The sequence below is a fragment of the Erythrobacter sp. S227 genome, from assembly GCF_057364925.1.
In genome coordinates this window covers 2,775,644-2,792,378 of the sequence record NZ_CP200280.1, presented here as the reverse complement: position 1 = coordinate 2,792,378, position 16,735 = coordinate 2,775,644, and the positions used below count along the sequence as shown (strand labels likewise).

Annotated in this window: 16 protein-coding genes; 5 read left to right on the top strand and 11 right to left on the bottom strand. The window is 55.0% G+C overall.

What is annotated here, in order from left to right:
• Positions 1-13 precede the first annotated feature (13 nt).
• From AC0V6Q_RS13305 to rfbA, 7 genes are all read right to left on the bottom strand, one after another.
• Positions 14-1,435, bottom strand: coding sequence for an O-antigen ligase family protein (locus AC0V6Q_RS13305; RefSeq protein ID WP_486168859.1), 1,422 nt, complete (start codon positions 1,433-1,435; stop codon positions 14-16).
• A 25-nt stretch (positions 1,436-1,460) separates the two neighbouring features.
• A complete protein-coding gene (locus AC0V6Q_RS13300) occupies positions 1,461-2,777 on the bottom strand; it encodes a polysaccharide pyruvyl transferase family protein (RefSeq protein WP_486168858.1) in 1,317 nt (438 codons plus the stop codon).
• Between the two features lie 110 nt (positions 2,778-2,887).
• Positions 2,888-3,838, bottom strand: coding sequence for a class I SAM-dependent methyltransferase (locus tag AC0V6Q_RS13295; protein WP_486168857.1), 951 nt, complete (start codon positions 3,836-3,838; stop codon positions 2,888-2,890).
• Between the two features lie 168 nt (positions 3,839-4,006).
• A complete protein-coding gene (rfbB, locus tag AC0V6Q_RS13290) occupies positions 4,007-5,059 on the bottom strand; it encodes a dTDP-glucose 4,6-dehydratase (RefSeq protein ID WP_486168856.1) in 1,053 nt (350 codons plus the stop codon).
• Positions 5,052-5,909 (bottom strand): dTDP-4-dehydrorhamnose reductase, encoded by an 858-nt coding sequence (gene rfbD / locus AC0V6Q_RS13285; protein WP_486168855.1) that lies wholly within the window; start codon positions 5,907-5,909, stop codon positions 5,052-5,054. The genes rfbB and rfbD overlap by 8 nt, the downstream gene beginning before the upstream one ends.
• Positions 5,906-6,451, bottom strand: coding sequence for a dTDP-4-dehydrorhamnose 3,5-epimerase (gene rfbC, locus AC0V6Q_RS13280; protein WP_486168854.1), 546 nt, complete (start codon positions 6,449-6,451; stop codon positions 5,906-5,908). Before rfbC ends, rfbD begins: the two co-directional genes overlap by 4 nt.
• The gene (gene rfbA / locus AC0V6Q_RS13275) at positions 6,448-7,338 is read right to left on the bottom strand and encodes a glucose-1-phosphate thymidylyltransferase RfbA (RefSeq protein WP_486168853.1); all 891 of its coding nucleotides are present in this window, start codon (positions 7,336-7,338) and stop codon (positions 6,448-6,450) included. The genes rfbC and rfbA overlap by 4 nt, the downstream gene beginning before the upstream one ends.
• A gap of 209 nt (positions 7,339-7,547) precedes the next feature.
• Between rfbA and AC0V6Q_RS13270 the strand changes: the two genes are divergently transcribed.
• Both AC0V6Q_RS13270 and AC0V6Q_RS13265 read left to right on the top strand, forming a co-directional pair.
• Positions 7,548-8,705 carry a nucleotidyltransferase family protein gene (locus AC0V6Q_RS13270; RefSeq protein ID WP_486168852.1) on the top strand — a complete coding sequence of 386 codons (1,158 nt, stop codon included), beginning with the start codon at positions 7,548-7,550 and terminating at the stop codon, positions 8,703-8,705.
• On the top strand, positions 8,702-10,366 hold the full coding sequence (locus tag AC0V6Q_RS13265) for an ABC transporter ATP-binding protein (RefSeq protein ID WP_486168851.1): 1,665 nt from the start codon (positions 8,702-8,704) through the stop codon (positions 10,364-10,366). The genes AC0V6Q_RS13270 and AC0V6Q_RS13265 overlap by 4 nt, the downstream gene beginning before the upstream one ends.
• Here AC0V6Q_RS13265 and AC0V6Q_RS13260 read toward each other — a convergent pair whose 3' ends face one another.
• The 4 genes from AC0V6Q_RS13260 to AC0V6Q_RS13245 form a co-directional block, all read right to left on the bottom strand.
• Positions 10,367-10,648: a PqqD family protein gene (locus AC0V6Q_RS13260; RefSeq protein WP_486168850.1), complete on the bottom strand. Its 282-nt coding sequence runs from the start codon at positions 10,646-10,648 to the stop codon at positions 10,367-10,369.
• 30 nt (positions 10,649-10,678) lie between these two features.
• Positions 10,679-11,551, bottom strand: coding sequence for a hypothetical protein (locus AC0V6Q_RS13255; RefSeq protein WP_486168849.1), 873 nt, complete (start codon positions 11,549-11,551; stop codon positions 10,679-10,681).
• A 524-nt stretch (positions 11,552-12,075) separates the two neighbouring features.
• Positions 12,076-12,204, bottom strand: a complete 129-nt coding sequence (locus AC0V6Q_RS13250; protein WP_486168848.1) for a lasso RiPP family leader peptide-containing protein — start codon at positions 12,202-12,204, stop codon at positions 12,076-12,078.
• Positions 12,201-14,117, bottom strand: coding sequence for an asparagine synthetase B family protein (locus AC0V6Q_RS13245; RefSeq protein WP_486168847.1), 1,917 nt, complete (start codon positions 14,115-14,117; stop codon positions 12,201-12,203). Before AC0V6Q_RS13245 ends, AC0V6Q_RS13250 begins: the two co-directional genes overlap by 4 nt.
• An 87-nt stretch (positions 14,118-14,204) precedes the next feature.
• Between AC0V6Q_RS13245 and AC0V6Q_RS13240 the strand changes: the two genes are divergently transcribed.
• From AC0V6Q_RS13240 to AC0V6Q_RS13230, 3 genes are all read left to right on the top strand, one after another.
• Positions 14,205-14,669: a lasso peptide biosynthesis B2 protein gene (locus AC0V6Q_RS13240; protein WP_486168846.1), complete on the top strand. Its 465-nt coding sequence runs from the start codon at positions 14,205-14,207 to the stop codon at positions 14,667-14,669.
• Positions 14,670-14,837: 168 nt separating this feature from the next.
• Positions 14,838-15,116 carry a hypothetical protein gene (locus AC0V6Q_RS13235; protein WP_486168845.1) on the top strand — a complete coding sequence of 93 codons (279 nt, stop codon included), beginning with the start codon at positions 14,838-14,840 and terminating at the stop codon, positions 15,114-15,116.
• 105 nt (positions 15,117-15,221) lie between these two features.
• Positions 15,222-16,592, top strand: coding sequence for an O-antigen ligase family protein (locus AC0V6Q_RS13230; RefSeq protein ID WP_486168844.1), 1,371 nt, complete (start codon positions 15,222-15,224; stop codon positions 16,590-16,592).
• Positions 16,593-16,735 lie beyond the last annotated feature (143 nt).

The following is a 16,735-nucleotide window of genomic DNA, read 5'->3' as shown; positions in this document are numbered from 1 at the left end:
CAGACCTACGGTCTTATCGAACGTCTCGCGTTTGGGGCGGCATTTGCGTTTGCGGTGCCATTTGGGGTTTTGGCTCTTGCATCATCGGCCTTGGCATCATCATCTGTCTGGACCGCGTTCTCGTGATCGCAATCATGCATGATGTGGAAACGCCAAGGGCGATCATAAAGAAGACATTGGCTTCTGAGAAGAATGTGACCGTCATCGATGTAAAGACCAGAATGGTCAGCATAATGTTCAGACTAATGACGAAGTTTCGATCAGCAAGCGGGAGCTTCGCCGCAGTTCGGCCTAGGGAGACCATCACAATGCCAACGGCGATCGCAAAGAGAATTGGAGTGACCAGGCCAAACCGAAGAGCCAACAGCAAGAAGTGCGCATCGATCGCGTCAGTGAGCCATGCAGGTTTGTCGTAAATGGAAAACCCGATGCCGAACAGCGGATTGTCGATCACTGTCTCGCCGCCGTACTTCCATTGCATTCGGCGAATGTAAGCGGTCGCAGGGTTCAGCGTAAAGCGTCCGACAACGCCGACGATTCCTCCTTGCAGGGCGATCTCGGCCAAGACCCCGTAAAACACGATACCAGCGGTAATGAACGGCCATCGCAGTGGCCTCAAGAGCGGAAGGAAGCGATCCAGAACAACCATCGCAATCCCGAGTGCAAGCGCGATAAAGGTCGCAGACGACAGAGAAAAGAACGCAGCCCCTGATGCAACAGAACCCACAAAAAGGGCCCGCGATTTTATCCCGCTCATCAGATAAAGCGGCAGAAGGCTGGCAAGAATAACGCCCCCGAGGATGGGGAAGGAAAACACACTGTAGGCTCGCAAGAGACCGATACGGGTTTCATAAAGCAGGTTGAGATTGCCTTGAGCCGCGCCCGCCTCGTAATTGACTGCGCTACCAAAGATGGAGCTGAAGAATGGCCTAATAATGAGTTGGCCAGACAAGCTCTCAATGGCGAAGAACGCGGATGCGAAGATCAGCCCGGGAATGATCAAAACGAGAAGTCGACGCAGATCATTGAGGCTCGAAATCGCACCCCGTGCGATCAGATATCCGCCGAAAGTATCCAGTACGATCGCCACCGAGCGAACGAGCCCTTCGTTCGGGCCGTATAATTGAACGAATGAAATCATCATCCAGCTGCAGCCGAGGGCCACAAGCAGATCGACCCTGTTAACCCCGCCATCACGGCGTGGGGCAAGGTAGATAAGCAAAGGCAAAGCCACGAAAATCGCTAACCTGTAAGCGTACAGGTTCAGACCGGCGACAACAAAACGGACTTCAATCGGGAAAAGCAAAAACGAGTAAATCACGATCAGCAACGGCATGACCTGCAAAATCGGATTTGCATCCCGTTTGGCCATCTGGCGCATCGGACGCATGGGCCGTGGCGGGGGAATACGCCGAAGATCACTCGGAGTTGTCATTCGCGGTCCCTTAAATGCCTCTAACCTACAAAGTGCCGCGCTGCACACGGGCACGGCGACGGGCGGTGAGCAATCCTGCCAGGAAATCTGACTTCTTGGCCCACCTGAGAATCGTCCTTTTCACTTCTGAACGCAAGTGTCTTGTCGGCGCTGTGTCATGGTTGATTACAGCATCTATGGTCGACTGGGCGAGCTCTTGAGCAGGTCCTTGAGGTGAGGAAATCGCCTCAGCAAGGCCTTCAAAACCAGCAATGGCTCTCCTGATCGCCTCCGAGCGGCTGGCTTGGCGATCTTGCGCATGGCTATTGGCAAAGGTGTCGAGGATATCGGGAATGTCCATCGACATGCCATAATCAATGCCGGCAGCCAAAAGCGTCTGGCGGTGTTTTCCATCGCCTTTGCCTTTGCCAACATATCCCGCAAAAGCAGTCCCGAACGAGGCCGCCGTGACGCACGCATGTAGCGAACTGGTGATCACACCTCCGCTCATGCCAAGCAAAGCCGCTGTGGCGATGATGTCTTTGCTTTCCACTAGAGGCAAATGAACGTCGCTTGCGTTTACCCCCAGCTCGATCAGGAGCCCACGCGCCGTTTCTAGTGTGTGTCTGTCATCCATGAAATGGCAAACGGGAACCATCAGGATCGGCATCTCGAAGCGCTTTGCGACGGCAGCGACCTGTTTGCACCAGTCGCGCAAATCATTTGCAAGGTAAGGCGCGGAAATGTGCGCAGCCAGATAGTTTCCAGCATTGTACCCCTCGGGCAACCACTTGCTCAGTTCGCTTTCCCATTCCTCGGTAGGCTTCATGGTCGAAAGCGCGAAAACAGGGTCCACCTCAACCGGGAAACGATTACCCAATCGCCGCGCAGTTACCTCATCGCGCACACACACTCTTGAAGCGGACGCAAGAGCATCCGCGATCGCGCTGGGGGCTTCAAGCTGGGCGTGAGGCATGCCTACGCAATGCACGTGGAAGTCCGTCATCCCGCGTGCAGTCGCCACTGTAGGAGCAAGCCAAAGCCGGGTGTAGGCGCTTAAGGTTGACGCAGGAAAGTTGAATGTCCCGCTGCTGTGCCCCACCCATAGGGTTTCGCCACCGCAAAGGATGAGCGCATCTTCGTCAAAGGCAATGTTCGAAAGCGTGTCGGGAAGCGGCTGGATCGGGCCGTAATCCATAATCTGGGCCGACTTGGCCAGAGGCGAATAGAAGCTGAACACGACGCTTGGGTAGCGCTCTTTCAAAAGGTGCATGTAGACGGCCGGAAAAAGGCAATCGCCATAATTGGCGACATCAAAAGTGCCAACAAACCCGACCTTTGACGGCCTTCCTGTGACTGACATGTGCATCCCTTAGGTGATCTCGAGGCAGTGCCGCTAACACGTTGGCAGGAGAACCGCTAGGTTCGAAGAGAAGGAACCTGCCTGCACAGATCGTCACGTTGGTTTGGCCGCTAGTTCCCGTCCTTCACTTTGAACCAGTAAGCGCCAGGCTCCAGATTGCTGACCGTTTTCACTGCGGGAAATGCGCGGGAAAATTCGGCCTCATGATTGTGTTTCAGCCAGTTCAGCGCAAACACGGTTTCGTAGCGCGCTGAATTCTGCAACATGACTTCCAGCAGATATTGTTCGTTCCACAATCTGCGATCATCGCGCAGCCATTTCTCCGGGTAATCGCGTGGTGTGAAAACGTCATGGACATGCACCAGAACGCCGGGCTTTAGCGAAGGAATGATCTGTAAAAACTCGACCAATACATCGCCAAAGGGTCGAATGATGTGAGAGCTGTCTACAAAAAGGACATCCCCAGCCTCCAGTTCGTCGAACAGATCAAGCGGCACATCTTCAACGCGGCTTCTGATGATGCGAGGCCCCAGTTTCTCCAGCCACGGCATCTCGTAGGGTTCAACGCAAATGTGTTCGCACTGATATGCGGGGTCTTCGACGGTGTTTTGCGCCATTGCGTGAGCGGCCATCTTGGTCGAGTTGCCTGAACCAATCTCGATGAGCCGGCGCGGTTTGAAATGCCGTATCATCGCATAGAGCGAATCCGCGTCTCCGGGCCCGTATTGGTTGTTGTTGTAGGAATAGACCAGCTCATTGCTGTCCGAAAAAGGGAGCGATGCGATCTCATCTCCGTAAGAAAAACTCTTCAGGAGTTGAACCTGAGCCGTCTCGTGGAGATCGATACCCGGCAAGGTCCTTTCTCCGGTTACGTCCTCGGGCAAATCCTCGTTTCGATAGGTGGGTTGGTAGTAATGGGTCGAGCGCCAATGAACTCCAACCCGGTCAGCTTGAGCGCGATACCGCGGGTAATTCCCCGGCCAGTTTCCGACTGCACGAAACAAGGGAGCGCCAGCAGTCACAACGCCTGCCGCGATGTAGTCGACTATCTTCTTTAACATGACCGCCAGCTTTCCTCCCAAACCGCGAGTCAAACAGGTCGGCATGCTCCCACGAGCGACCGATTGATCCCATTCGGCTGCGTCCATTCCCTACAGGAGGAAACCTAGCCTAAGGAACTGGTCCTTACAAATGCGGGGGAAATACTTGAGCGACTAGAACGTTAATACTCAGGGGGTTGCCAATGGCCGCCACCATGTTTCGTTATCAAGATACCAGCGCAGGGTTTGGCGCAGGCCCTCGTCAAAACTGCGGGTCGCCGCATATCCAAGCTCGCCGCGCGCTTTGGTTTCATCGATCGCATAACGGCGATCGTGCCCCGCCCGGTCGGTCACAAAAGTCTTAAGCGTTTCGCTCTTCTGACCCTTAGCAGCAGGCGCATCAGGGTAACGCTGAGCAAGGCCGTCGACCTCTTCAAACGCCAGATCAACCTCACGGCATATCGCAGCGATTACTTCGAGATTTGGCAGTTCTGCCCCGCCCCCGATATTGTAGGTCTGACCTGGCACGCCCTTTTCAAGGCACGCCTCAATGCCGCGGCAATGGTCTTCGACATGCAGCCAGTCGCGCACATTCATGCCGTCACCATAGATAGGCAGGTTCTTGCCCGACAAAGCGTTGAGGCAAAACAGCGGGATGAGCTTCTCAGGGTATTGATAAGGACCGTAATTGTTCGAACAATTGCTGGTCGTGACGTTAAGGCCATAGGTGTGATGATAGGCGCGGACCAGATGATCAGACGCAGCCTTTGATGCGGAATAGGGGGAGTTTGGCGCATAGGGCGTTGTCTCGCTAAATGCGGGATCGTCATTGCCAAGCGAGCCATAAACCTCATCAGTAGAGATATGATGGAACCGGTGATCCTTGCCGTCACCATCAAGCCAGACCGCGCGCGCGGCCTTCAAAAGGGAATTGGTGCCGAGGATATTGGTATCGATGAAGGCATCAGGACCCGTGATAGAGCGATCCACATGGCTTTCAGCGGCAAAGTGCACAAGCGTGCTGATATCGTGTTCACGCAGGAGCTTTTCGACCAGTTCCTGATCGCGAATATCGCCGACAATCAATTCCGCCGAAGGCGCATGTTCAATCGTAGAGCGATTGCCAGCATAGGTCAGCGCATCCAAAACGATGACGTGATCTTCGGGGTGATGGGCATTCCAGTAATGCACAAAATTGCCGCCGATAAATCCAGCACCACCGGTTACGAGCAAATTAGCCAAGAGCCTTTTCCTCTTTCAACATTGCGCGCAGGTTCTCGCGCCAATGAATGTGTTTGTCGCCCAGAAGCGCGCGCGTGGCACTGCTATCCAAAAGGGAGAACGCAGGACGCTTTGCCGGGGTTGGATAGTCTGACGATGCGATAGGTTTGATCGCCGGAATCCGCTCAATCAGCCCAATGGCGTGAGCCTCCTCGGCAATCGCCACTGCAAAATCATACCAACTGATTTCACCTGCATCGCTGTGATGGAATGTCCCGGATGCACCCTTTTCGATCAAGCCCCAGATTGTGGTAGCAAGACCGGTTGCCCAAGTTGGTGCTCCCACCTGATCGGCTACAATGCCAAGCTCATCGCGCTCATTCATAAGACGGATCATCGTGCGCACGAAGTTTGCGCCCCCAGCGGCATAGACCCATGAGGTGCGTACAAGAATATCTTGCCCGCGCACATGATCTTCACCAGCCGCCTTGGTCCGGCCATAGGCACTGATTGGAGCACGTTCGTCTCTGGGCTTGTATGCTTTTGATGAGGTGCCGTCGAAGACAAAATCGGTCGAAACATGAACAAGCTTGCCACCCGATTGCTCCATAGCCTCAACCATGATCGCCACAGCATCCGCGTTGATCGCAAGGGCAAGATCTTCTTCCTCTTCTGCACGATCAACCGCGGTGTAGGCCGCTGAGTTGATAATGATCTCTGGCGCTTCGACCGCAAGGCGGGCAGTCAGCATCGCGCTGTCTGTGAGATCAACATCGTCAACATCAATTGCGCTCAGTTCAGCACTGTCGGGCGCCGTCGCCTGAAGAGCCCTGCCCAATTGTCCGCCCGCTCCGGTGATCAGGACTTTCATGAAAACACCGCCACATCAGCAAGCGCCACACCTTCTGCATCCTTGGCCGAAATGATCGGATCAAGCCCTGCCAAAGGCCATTCAATTCCAACGGCTGGATCATCCCAAGTCAAAGTGTGCTCGGATTGCGGAGCATAGGGCGCGGTGCATTTGTAGAGGAAATCGGTGTCGTCGCTCAGCGTCAGAAACCCGTGCGCGAACCCTTCCGGCACCCAAAACATGCGCTTGTTCTCGGCAGACAACTCAACGCCGACCCATTTGCCAAATGTACTTGAGCTTTCACGAAGATCGACCGCCACATCAAAAACCGCGCCATTGGCAACTCTGACAAGCTTTCCTTGCGGGCCCGGATTTTGGAAATGTAGACCCCTTAGAACGCCCTTTTGCGAACGGCTGTGATTGTCTTGCACGAAAGCGGTGTCGATACCCGCCGCGCGAAAAGCGGCCTCGTTCCATGTTTCCATGAAAAACCCGCGCTCGTCCCCGAAAACGCGCGGCTCAATGATCAGCAGGCCTTCAATCTTGGTTTCGATGATATTCACGGCAGCACCGGCTTTTCGAGCAAGCCGCGCAGATATTCGCCATAGCCAGACTTGCGCAAAGGTTCTGCGATCTCCTCAAGCTGCGCATCAGAGATAAAACCCTGACGCCAAGCTATCTCTTCCGGACACGCGATCTTGAGCCCCTGACGTTCTTCGGTAATGCGGACGTAAGTCGCTGCATCAAGGAGCGACGCATGGGTCCCTGTATCCAGCCATGCAAAACCGCGTCCCATAATTTCAACCGACATCGACCCTTCATCGAGGTACAGGCGGTTAAGGTCGGTGATTTCAAGCTCGCCGCGCGGTGATGGTTTCAAATCACGGGCACGGTCCACAACGGTTTCATCGTAGAAATAAAGGCCCGTCACAGCATAGTTGGATTTGGGCTGGGCGGGCTTTTCCTCAATCGAAATCGCCCGTCCTGCACCGTCAAATTCAACGACGCCAAAGGCTTGCGGATCGGTCACACGGTAGGCGAATACGCTCGCACCCGTATCCCGCGCATTTGCGCTCCGCAAAATATCCGGCAGGCCGTGACCATAAAAGATGTTGTCGCCAAGGATTAGTGCGCTTGGCCCGCCTGCGACGAAATCCGCGCCAATGTGGAACGCCTGCGCGAGACCTTCGGGCTTTGGCTGCTGCGCGTAAGAAAGGTTGACGCCAAAATCGGAACCATCGCCCAGAACGCGTTGGAACTGCTCCGCGTCCTCCGGCGTAGTGATGATCAAAATGTCTTGAATGCCTGCCAGCATCAGCGTGCTGAGCGGATAGTAGATCATCGGTTTGTCGAAGATTGGCATCAACTGCTTCGACACGCCCTTGGTCAGCGGGTACAGCCGCGTGCCCGATCCCCCTGCGAGGATGATCCCCTTGCGCGGTTTTGTCACGATATTCGCCTTGATTAACCCTACACCCTGAAAGCGCATTGTGCTTTGCAGCATGCCCAATAGGGGTCAAGGCTTAATGTCCTATTGTGAATGGGACGCCCCTGAACCGGTGAAAGCAATCACTGGTAAATGTGCGGCATTTATCGCATGGGACAGTGGGGCCAATTTGCGTTTGGCCAAAGGGAATTGGGATCGAATTTGCAAATCCAATGAGCGACGCTGCATCCATTGATGACTTTCTTGCCAAGTGCCTGCGCGCGGTCCGTGCGGGGAAGCCTGCGCCTTGGTCACAAGATGCATCGGCCGGTTGGGAGGCGGTGTGGAGCCGCATCGAATATCACGGCATCGCCTTTCTTTTGAATTCCCATGCAGATCAACTGGATAAGTGGCCGAAAGACCTACTTGAACGCATGGTGGAAGAGGCGCGGCTTATCGCCTTATGGGAAACGACCCACCATCATGCTCTTTCAAAAGTGTTGGACGACCTTAGCCAAGCCGGGATCGAAGCCACTTTGATGAAGGGAACAGCGCTCGCTTATTCGCTTCATGATGAGCCCGCGACGAGGCGCCGCGGCGATACCGACTTATTGATCCAGCCCAAAGACCAGGCTCGCACTCGCGCAGTCCTGCAAGAGCTTGGCTGGTATCGTAAAGAGGACCCGCATGGCCTTTATTACCAAGAGGGCTGGTTGCATGATGCGGCGGGCTTTTTCGTCCATTCCATCGATTTGCACTGGGAGCCCTCGGACAGACCCGTTCTTCAGCGCATTTTGCCCATCAGCGAATTCTTCGTTGACCGGCTCCCTATCCCTAGCCTTCATAAAGCAGCTTACCGCCCTCACGCGGCGTTGATGATCTTGCATGCAACGATCAACCAGAAATGGCATGCCTTGCACGGTTACCATTCCGAAAGCGGGCGTTTAAGCAGCCCTCGACGCCTGATCTGGTCTGTTGACCTCGACTTGCTTTGCCAAAGTATGACGGACGCAGATTGGCGAAAGCTTGAGGAGCATTGCGACGCTCATGGTGTCGGGGCTTTGGTTGCCGAGGCTTTGCGCGGGATGCAGATCGATCTTGCGAATTCAGTCCCCGAAGCCAGCTTGGCGGCGCTAGAGGCACGTCCCCTTGATCCGACTTTGGCTGCATATTTCGCCAATCCCGACAGCCTGAGCCAGTTCTGGATCGACCTTAAGCAGGCAAGGTCTCTCGGCCAAAAAGCATCGCTTTTGAAGACACGTGCATTTCCTCCGCGTGAGCATTTGCTGGAGAAATATCCTTCAGCCGTAAAATGGCCCACCGCTCTTTTGCAAGGGCGTTTGCTATTGGAAACCGCCGGGCGAGCAATGCGAAAGGTGGGCTCACGGTGAGTGTAGCATTCTGGCTTGAATGGGCGCGGCGTTTTCGATGGCAATTGGCGGCGATTAGCACGCTGACACTGCTCAGTTCGATTGCCACACTGGCCGTTCCGTGGCTTGCGGCAGATGCCTTGGGAACCGTTGTTGCTGCCGAGGGCGAGGCGCCTGACCTGACGCAGACGCTTGTCATTCTGGTGATCGTTCTCGCTTTGCTGACCGGACTGAATATTGCGGCTGCGATCCAGTCCGAACGCGCTTCCACGCGTATCCTGACCGATCTTCGCAAGCGTCTCTACGAACATGTCCAGATCATGCCGCTCAGCTTTCATGACGAGCAACGCTCTGGCGATGTTCTTGCGCTGACCTCATACGAAGTCGGCAATTTGAGCGATTTTCTTGCAAGTACTCTTGCCAATGCTCCGGCGATCCTGCTGACCACTCTTGGGGCAATTGCGATCCTGTATTGGATCGACCCGGTCATGGCTTTGATTGTGCCACTACTGGTGCCCGCGTTTGCAATGATGATCCGCCTCACCGGGCGCCAATTGCGCGGACTGTCGGGCAAGGTGCGGGCAGCGGAAGTCGACTTGGTTGCGATTGCAGAACGCGATCTGGAGATACTGCCTGCGATCAAGGCGTTCGCTGTGGAAGAGCATCACCGCACAAACTTTGCCAAAGCCGCCGAAGTCTCGCGCGATTACGCTATTCAGCAAGCTCAGCTGAAAGCCTTCATCGGCCCTCTTATGGCGTTTATTGCCGCACTTGCTGCCATAGGCGTTCTGATGATTGGCAGCGGGCAATTGAGCGGCGAGGCGTCTTCGCCAGCCGAAGTTTTCGCATTTTTGCTTTACGCTGCTTTGCTGACGCGGCCTGCCGGAGCACTTGCGACAATGTATTCGTCTTATCAGATGGCGCGCGGAACACTTGCGCGGCTGGAGACGGTGCTCGCCTTCAGCCCGGAAACCGGACACGATGGCGGGACCAGCATTGACCGGGCCAAAGGTGCGATACGCTTCGAAAATCTAAGCTTTGCCTACCCCGGTCGACCGCCGGTGTTGACCAACCTCAACCTTGAAATCGAGCAGGGAGAAACTCTCGCGGTGACCGGCGAAAACGGTGTTGGCAAATCGACAATGGTGCGGCTTCTCTTGCGTTTCTATGGCGCAACTTCTGGTCGGATCACACTTGATGGAACCGACATAACGGAGTTTCAGATTCAAGAGTTCAGGCGCCAGTTTGGCTATGTTCCGCAGCGCGCTTTGCTATTCAATGGGTCCATCGCTGATAACATCGCCTTTGGCCAGATTGCGGACAATCGCGAGGAACGCATCAATGCGGCTGCGCGGCTATCCCAGGTAAATGACTTCCTAGAAGACTTGCCAGAAGGGCTTGATACCGAGATCGGCGACCACGGGGTGAAGCTTTCAGGCGGACAGCGTCAACGCATTGCTCTTGCCCGGGCCCTATTCAGCGATCCGCCGATCATGATTTTGGACGAAGCAACCAGTATGTATGATCTCGAAAGCGAGGCGGCCTTTGTCGAAGAATGCGTCGAGGTTTTGAAAGACAGGACTGTCATTCTGATAACGCACCGCCCTGCAAGCCTGTCGCTCGCGGACCGTGTGATCAAACTCGGCACTGACGGGGTAAGCGAGGTCAGTAAAAAGGGCTGATTAAGCAGCCTCGGCTGCGATCAATTCCTGCTCTTGCAATTGTTTGGCAAGGGCCATCAAATCAGCTTCGATACGCTCACGCGGGGCATCGAATTCGCTCTCGATCTGATCACAAATCTCGTTCAATTTGCGCGGGGCGTCTGCAAGCAATTCCCAGATGCGCGCACCGACAGCATCAAGCCCGAAATACTGACCCGAGTTAAGGTCAAGCAGTACAAGCTCGCCGCTCACCTCCCGCACGACAACGTCTTCGGACACTGTAAATCGATCAGTGAGTTGCATGCAAATATCCCAAATCGCTCAATATTTTCGTCACCGCAGATCGGAGAAACTCTCCAGCACGGCCTCGCGTACCCGCGGCAGTTCTGCGTAGTCGCGGGTAAAGTCAAGAGCATAGCACGCTATGTCCTGCGACAGGTCAGCCATGCGCGTAAAGTGCCCTTTCAGCCGCGATTTATCAGCGACATCGAGAATGAAGGCATGCGGCATGAGAGCGCTCAACGCCTCCTGACTCGAAAGCCGGCGTATCGAAAGCGGCGCTGAATGATCGGTTCCCAAAAGGAAAATCTGCCGCAAAGGCGCTTGGTCTTTGGCAAATGGCAGGGTGCCACCTGCTTCAACATCTTGTTTGAGATCGTCGTCTTCAAAGTCTGTATCATCGCCGAGCAAGAACCGGGCGCTGTCAGCAAATAGCCTGAGCTTTGAACGCTTTGGCTGTAGCCAATAGGTTTCGTCCTTTCGCCTTAGGTCGATTACATCCTCGGTCAGGAAAGGAAAACCGGCACGAGCAAAAGAGCCAGCAAGCGTGGTCTTACCGCCTCGCGAAAGACCAAGAAATGCAATTACACCGTCCTCGTCTTTGCCAGAAACATCCGCTGGAACCATCACCGCGCTGCCGTGAAGGTAAAGGCCGCCCTTGTGATTGCCCAGAATGGGCTCGATAGCATTGTGGTAGAGATTGGTCAGCGTTTGCACATCGCAATCAGGCGTGGGCCAACCGGTAATAGCGAAGCTTTCATCTTCCGGCCGAAGCTCGAAATCAGCCTGGCCGGGAAAACGAATGACAAATCCCGAAGCCTCGCGGCGGAATTCCGCCATACAGACGCCATTGGGCGAAACCCACCGATCATAGGGCTCACTTGTTAGCGCTGCTTGTTCTCGGGCTGCTTCTTGCGTCCAACTCATAGCAGGTGCCTCTAGCCGCAAGTCATCACTTGTACCAAGGCCCAGTTTCAATGATTTGGGACGAGCCGCTTTTTGCTGAATGACTGCCTCGGACGATTAGCGACAAGAAATTGTAAAATTGTTGCGAAACAGTGCATTTTTGCTGCAGCGCAGCATGATTTGGTTCCCCAAATGGCGAAATTTACTCCGAATCACTTTTTGAGAATTTTACAAGAACTGGCAGTTGGGGCGGGCAACGATTTCAATCAACTTCACGGTTCCCGGTGCACGTGATAAACCGATGGTGGCTACGGCTGATCGCCGCGCGGCAGATGAGCGTGGCCTAGATGCACACTCGCCGTTTGGCCACCGATCGCGGAAATGTAACAGTGAACTCGATCACACTACGGTGGATCAAAGCATGATTCTCTAAAAACCCATTAAAATCAGGGTGTTGACGCCCAAAAACAAAAAGGCACCCCGATGGGATGCCTTCAAGTTTCAGTCTGCATCGGCGGTCAAATGCGCCGGTAAGACCTATATTTTTAGAAGCGTGAGTTAGACGCCGCACCGTCACGGAAACGGGTCTGGCTTCCGCCAGTGAGGTTACGAACCGAACCGAATACGGTCAGTTTCGGAGCCTCATATTTCGCTTTTTCAAAAGTCTTAGTCATTTATTATTCCTGTCCAATTGCACCCCAGTGGCAGGGTTAATTTCGCCTGTGCGGTTAGCTTGATACAAAAATGCTGCGGAAGCGTAAAGACCCCAAATCTCCCAAGCCCAATAATCTCCCTCCGGACCGCGGAAATCTATGTCCAAAATCTTGGGCAGCCCCTCTGAATCGCACAATTCCTGGAGAACTTGAGGTGCATGCGCTCTTACATATTCCGCGAACTGGTGATCGATCTTGGTGTTAGTGAAGTTAGCCTTTGTTGTGCGGTTAAGCACTTTTTCCGGCAGGTAAGGCTCCATCGCTTTCCGGTGAATCACTTTTGTAATGCTCCCGCGCCGCTTGATGTGAGCGGGAGTGGCAAGAGAAAACTCGATAAACGGCCGGTAAAGCATAGGATGCCTCGATTCGAGGCCAATCCTGTTTCTTTGACGGCGCATCATAGAGTGCGTGAGATCGCCTCGCGGGGTTGTTGCGAGGTTCACCTTCGACCACTCGATCGGACTTGCTGGTAGTGAGGCTTCGAATTCTTCCTCTGCCTCTTTAAGGGCCTCGCGCAATTCAGGGGCAAGCCAGCGCAAAGAAACGTCATCGTGGCGACGCTTTTCCCGCATCCTTCGACGTATCGACTCACGAAAGCCTTCTGGCGCAAGCCAAACAGCGGTTTGCCTGGAGCATTGTTTCAGAGCGGGGATAAGACCTTGGTCGGCGACCTCGTTGTTCAAGGTACGCCAAAAGCCGGCTGGATCCTTATTGTCCAGAAACTCAAGGTAGCTGTGAGCGTGTCCCTGAAGCCACTCGTCTCCCCCGATGCCATTGATCATGACACGGGACCCATCGTTAACCACTTGCCGTTCCATGGTCAGCATCATCGCGCCATTGGACGGGCTGGGAATATCGCAATGCCAGTGCCCGTCTTGCGAATAATATTCGATGTCGGGATCAAAGAGCGGCAATTCGCTGAGTTCACGTCCCAAATGGGCAGCAGCGGCCCGTGCATAGGGCAATTCGAATGCGTTGCTCCCATCGGGCGCCGCAAGCGTGTAGCCCTGCATATCTGGGGCCAACCAGCGGCCGTTTTTGATCAAGTCGTCTGCGACAGAGAATATGGCTGAGGAATCCAAACCGCCGCTTACTGCGACGCCGACCTTGTGATGCGCACGAGACGAGCGCCGCACACAGTCGAACAAGACCTCGCGATAATGCTCGACATACTCCGCATCGCTTTTGTAGCGGATGGTGACGTCCGTTGACGGTGACCAATACTGTTCTTCGCGAAGAGCCTCACCATCGAAGCTCAGAAAGTGCGCTCGCTTGAGGCGGCTGATTTGCTTCCAGGGGGTTTCTTCACGCAAGTACCATCGGTTGGTAAGTGTCTGTGCAAGATAGCGCAGATTGGGCTCAAGGGCCGCGGGCTTTAATGCCGCAATCGTCCGAAAGTCGGATGAGACGATCAGCCGGTTTTCCTCGCGCAAAAAATAGAGCGGGACGAAGCCCAGATGGTCGCGTGTTGCAAAAAGCCGACCTTGCCTCTGATCCGCGATGATTAGCGCAAATTCTCCCTGGAGACGCTCTGCACAGTCATCCCCCCATGCCTCGTACGCTTTGATAGCGATTTCAACATCGGAGCGATTGCGAAATATCACGCCGCGCAGTTCGAGATCGCTAACCAGTTCGTCGTGGTTTATGAGGTATCCGTCGAAGACGCAGGCAACTTGCCCGTCATCGGTTACGATTGGTTGCGATTGCTTATAAGATTCGCTGGTGGTGTGCAGCGTGCAGGCGGTTAGAGCCAGACGACCTGAAACCCAGCTTCCTTCTGCATCGTGGGGGTAGGCCCGAAGAGAATGCAAAGCCGTCTGCACGTCATCATCGCGTACACCGTCAGTTGAAAAGATGGCACAGATGACGGACAAGCTGGAAATCCCGATAGCGGCAACAGAACGCTTGGCACCTCGCTAAGCGCTGTGCCATGGCGGCGGCGTAATAGGCAGATGATCAACTTGGCGCAATCTTCACACATCCCTGAAAGTGGCAAGCTGCCCGGTTTGCGCGATGTGCCTTGGCTCACTGTCTATGCGCTTCGTGGCTTTTGCGAGCTTGTTCGCGCCAGGCTGATTTTTGCAAAACTTGAAGCCAAGGCGATCCCCGAAAGGAACCGGCAGGCCAAGGCGAAGGCTTTTGCAAATAAAGTCGTGCCCGCAGCGACACTTGCCCGAATCACATATGTGATGCCCCGATTGTCAGATCGGCTCCCGTGGCGGAGTGATTGCGTGATCCAAGCCATCGCGGCACAAAACTGGATCGCGTCTTATGGAGCGGCAAGCGAAATCCAGATAGGCGTTGAAAACCCCAAGGATGGTAAGTTCGGCGCCCATGCCTGGCTCCTTCACCGCGAATCGGTGATCACGGGCGGAGATATTGATCGATATCACGTGATTCTGGCCGAATCGGGGGAAGACAAGTGAACTTGTTAGTGCGTTAGACCAATCGTTCATGCCCTAAGAAAAGGTCACGGTAAGGACTGCAGGGCGGTGGTTAGCATTCCATTTACCTTTTTTTCGAGATGTAGTTGTCAAACGTGTTGCACTGCACTAACAGGCTACTTGAAACCACTCATCAAGAGGGCAGGATTGATGTTCAATAAGATTATCACGACCGCCGCTGCAGCTGGCCTCGCTTTTGCGCCAATCGCTGCTCAGGCAAACACCCGCGCTGCTGACAGCGCTCCAGTTTACACCAGCGCTTCTGCTGCACAGCCCGGCCTTGGCCGCACTGCTGAAGGCGAAGACATCGTCGGCGTACCTGGTGTAATCATTGGTGTCCTTGCTGCTGCTGCTGTAATCGGCGCAGTTGTTATCGCTGCCAGCGAAGATGACGAAGACACTGATCCAAATCAGTCGCCAGGCACCTGATCGCCTAACGGCTTTCGGATACGGTAACACAAAGATGAAGCGCGCGGGTTTTCCGGGCGCTTTTTCTTTGTCTCAATTGTACGTGCAAAGTCGAGTCTCATAGCCTTGCCACGGACGCTGGAAATCAAACCCAAAGACAATATGCGGGGCCATTTCTGGGCCCTTCTCGTGCTACTTGTCTCTGCCCTCATCTTTGGCGGCGGCGGGTCTAGGTACGGCATTGCCAACCTGCTCGTGCAGCTGACCGCTATCGGGGCCCTTGCCTTTCACCGCGAAGCTTTCCTGATGTTTTGGTCGCAGGCACCCCGGGCGCTGAGGCTCCTTGTAGCAGTGTCAGTCCTACTGCCTTCACTGTTCCTCATCCCGTTGCCACCACAGATTTGGACCACGCTGCCCGGACGCGAAATGGTTGCCCAATCGCTCGAGCTGGCGGGCGGGATCGGCTGGACCACAGCAAGCGTCGATCCGATACGAACCCTACTCGCGATCACCGCACTGATTACGCCGCTGGCGGTTGTGTTTATCGGTTGGACAATCTCTCGAACGCATCTCATCACCCTTGGCTGGCTGATCGTATTGCTGGGGCTCGCAAACTTCGCAGTGGGCATTGTCCAGGTGCTTTCAAACGGCGCAACCGGGCTCTTCTACCCTGAAAACCCCATGCCCGGCATCTTGTTTGGCACTTTTGCGAACCGAAACACGACCGGCCTTTTCCTTGTCGGGTGTTTGGCCTTTGCCGCCCTTCTGCCCGCCCCGCCCCAAGCGAGGCAGGCCGCTGTGCCCGCACGCATATTCATCTGTGTCTTGCTTCTTCTAGCCATCCTTCTGACCCGCTCTCGCACAGCCTTGGTGCTCGCAAGCTTGCCGCTTGCAGGGCTCTTTTTCCAGGTACTGGGGCAACGGCTTTCTGCCACGCGCAAAGGTATGTCCACGAACGGAAACAGGAAATGGGTTGCGATAGCGGCCGGAGCACTCACGCTTGGCGCAATAGCCAGCATCGGCGTGATGGCGCCGGGCCGGATCGGTGAGGTCGTTGAGCGTTTTCAGAATGACCGCACCGATGCGCGGACCTATATTTGGGAAGATGCCAGCTACGCAGCGAGCCGTTATTGGCCGGTTGGGTCCGGCACGGGCACTTTTGACGACGTATTCCAAACCGATGAGTCGCTCGAAAATATCACCCAGCGCCGCGCTGGCAGGGCTCACAATGACTACCTTGAAGTCGCCATCGAAGCGGGGACCGCGGGATTGTTGCTGGCTGTCTCCTGGCTGGTGCTTTTGGCGTGGCTGAGCTGGCAAGCCCGCAATCGCGATGGAAGATGGATCGCATGGAGCGGTAGCATCACCCTTTTCGCAATCGCGCTGCAATCGATTACAGATTACCCGCTTCGCAATCAGACGATGCTCGCCCTCGCCGCTTTTGCAATGGTCATTCTTGTCCGCTTTGCCCTTCCTCAGCGGGAGACCAAACAGTGATTGGACGCGTGATCTGGTTGGCGCTTCTACTGGGAATTGCCGTTGTATCAATCGGGGTGCAGCTCGATCGTGAGGCTAGAAAGACGCCGGCTTTAGCGCTTCAGGTGCCAGAACTCTTCCGCTCCGGGGCGCAGCCTCGAATA

What these genes read in the sequence shown, in the direction of transcription:
- AC0V6Q_RS13305 (WP_486168859.1), bottom strand. Translation starts at nt 1,435, where the DNA reads ATGACAACTCCGAGTGATCTTCGGCGTATTCCCCCGCCACGGCCCATG.
- AC0V6Q_RS13300 (WP_486168858.1), bottom strand. Translation starts at nt 2,777, where the DNA reads ATGTCAGTCACAGGAAGGCCGTCAAAGGTCGGGTTTGTTGGCACTTTT.
- AC0V6Q_RS13295 (WP_486168857.1), bottom strand. Translation starts at nt 3,838, where the DNA reads ATGTTAAAGAAGATAGTCGACTACATCGCGGCAGGCGTTGTGACTGCT.
- rfbD (WP_486168855.1), bottom strand. Translation starts at nt 5,909, where the DNA reads ATGAAAGTCCTGATCACCGGAGCGGGCGGACAATTGGGCAGGGCTCTT.
- AC0V6Q_RS13270 (WP_486168852.1), top strand. Translation starts at nt 7,548, where the DNA reads ATGAGCGACGCTGCATCCATTGATGACTTTCTTGCCAAGTGCCTGCGC.
- AC0V6Q_RS13260 (WP_486168850.1), bottom strand. Translation starts at nt 10,648, where the DNA reads ATGCAACTCACTGATCGATTTACAGTGTCCGAAGACGTTGTCGTGCGG.
- AC0V6Q_RS13255 (WP_486168849.1), bottom strand. Translation starts at nt 11,551, where the DNA reads ATGAGTTGGACGCAAGAAGCAGCCCGAGAACAAGCAGCGCTAACAAGT.
- AC0V6Q_RS13250 (WP_486168848.1), bottom strand. Translation starts at nt 12,204, where the DNA reads ATGACTAAGACTTTTGAAAAAGCGAAATATGAGGCTCCGAAACTGACC.
- AC0V6Q_RS13235 (WP_486168845.1), top strand. Translation starts at nt 14,838, where the DNA reads ATGTTCAATAAGATTATCACGACCGCCGCTGCAGCTGGCCTCGCTTTT.